Annotated in this window: 2 protein-coding genes and 1 pseudogene; all 3 read left to right on the top strand. The window is 62.8% G+C overall.

The annotated features are described in order from the left end of the window. Nucleotides 1-140, top strand: a 140-nt coding sequence (locus BLP96_RS19705; protein WP_143005158.1) for a universal stress protein, incomplete at its 5' end; no start/stop codon positions are given. A gap of 228 nt (nucleotides 141-368) precedes the next feature. After that, nucleotides 369-1382, top strand: a complete 1014-nt coding sequence (locus tag BLP96_RS19700; protein WP_089689231.1) for an isocitrate dehydrogenase — start codon at nucleotides 369-371, stop codon at nucleotides 1380-1382. 115 nt (nucleotides 1383-1497) lie between these two features. Beyond that, nucleotides 1498-1598: pseudogene (locus BLP96_RS20455) on the top strand (universal stress protein); the annotation flags it as partial.

The following is a 1598-nucleotide window of genomic DNA, read 5'->3' as shown; positions in this document are numbered from 1 at the left end:
GCGGCTATCAGGCGGAGCACGACATCGACCTGCTGGTGATGGGCGCCTACGGCCACTCGCGGATTCGTCATCTGCTGGTGGGCAGCACCACCACGGCGATGCTGCGCCAGGCCGAGCGGTCGGTACTGTTGCTGCGATAAGTCCATTCACAGCCGGCGGTAGCATGCCGCCAACGCTCCTGGACGTCGTCTGCAAGACTCAGAAGCAGGCGCCGATGGTCTTCGCGGCGCGCGACGGTGAATTCGAGCGCCTGCAACTACTGGGGGAGAGAAGACTTGTCTTCGGCCAGGGTATCATCGTCTGCACGTCACACATGGCCAGGGGCCTGGAATTCGATCCCATCCACTCAAATTCGACGAGGTACCACGGTGAGTCAAACGATAGCGGTATTGAAAGGCGACGGCATCGGCCCGGAAATCATGGACGCCACGCTGCGCGTGCTCGATGCGCTGGACTGCGGTCTGACCTATGAATTCTTCGATGCTGGGCTGACCGCTCTGGAGAATCACGGCACGCTGATTCCGGCCGAGACGCTGGAAGCGATAGAGAAGCATCGTATCGCCCTGAAGGGGCCGCTGACCACGCCTGTCGGCAAGGGTTTCTCCTCGATCAACGTGCAATTGCGTCGCCACTTCGACCTCTACGCCAACGTGCGCCCGGCGATCAGCTTTCCGGGCACCCGTTCGCGCTACGACGACATCGACTTGATCACGGTGCGCGAAAATACCGAAGGCGCCTATCTCTCCGAAGGACAGAGCATCACCGACGATGGCGATACCGCTCTATCCACCATCCGCGTCACCCGCCAGGGTTCCGAGCGCATCGTCCGCTATGCCTTCGAGCTGGCACGGCAGCGTGGCCGCAAGAAGGTCACCGCGGTGCACAAGGCCAACATCATCAAGACCAGCTCGGGACTGTTCCTCGATGTGGCGCGCGAGGTGGCCGGCGACTATCCCGAGATCGAATTCCAGGAAATGATCGTCGACAACGCCTGCATGCAGTTGGTGATGAACCCCCAGCAGTTCGACGTCATCGTCACCACCAACCTGTTCGGCGACATCCTCTCCGATCTGTGTGCGGGGCTGGTGGGTGGCCTGGGGCTGGCGCCCGGTGCCAACATCGGTGCCGATGCCGCCATCTTCGAGGCGGTCCATGGTTCGGCCCCCGACATCGCCGGCAGAAAGATCGCCAACCCCTGCGCCCTGCTGCTGGCGGCTGCCGACATGCTCGACCACCTGGACATGGTGGACAAGGGCGCGCGGGTTCGCGGTGCCATCCGCGAAGTGCTGGATTCGGCCCGCGAGCAGGTGACCCCGGACATGGGGGGCAGCGGTACCACCGATACGTTCGCCGATGCCCTGGTGGCCCACCTACAGCGCTAATCGGTTTCGACCTGGGGCTCGTTGATCCATGTCCTAGGCAAGCTCACCCCGATGCGGTAGAAACCCAAGGGTGACACATCGCGATAACACGCAATGCCAGCCAGGACAGCACTCAATGACAGAACAGGTAATGGCCGCCATCGACGGCTCGCAGTTTTCCACCGGGGTGTGCGACTACGCGGCCTGGGCCAGTCTGGCGCTCGATGCGCCGCTGAC

The sequence above is a fragment of the Billgrantia gudaonensis genome, from assembly GCF_900100195.1.
Lineage (GTDB): Bacteria > Pseudomonadota > Gammaproteobacteria > Pseudomonadales > Halomonadaceae > Halomonas > Halomonas gudaonensis.
Note: the sequence above shows the minus strand (reverse complement) of the source record. Positions and strands in the feature narration are given on the sequence as shown.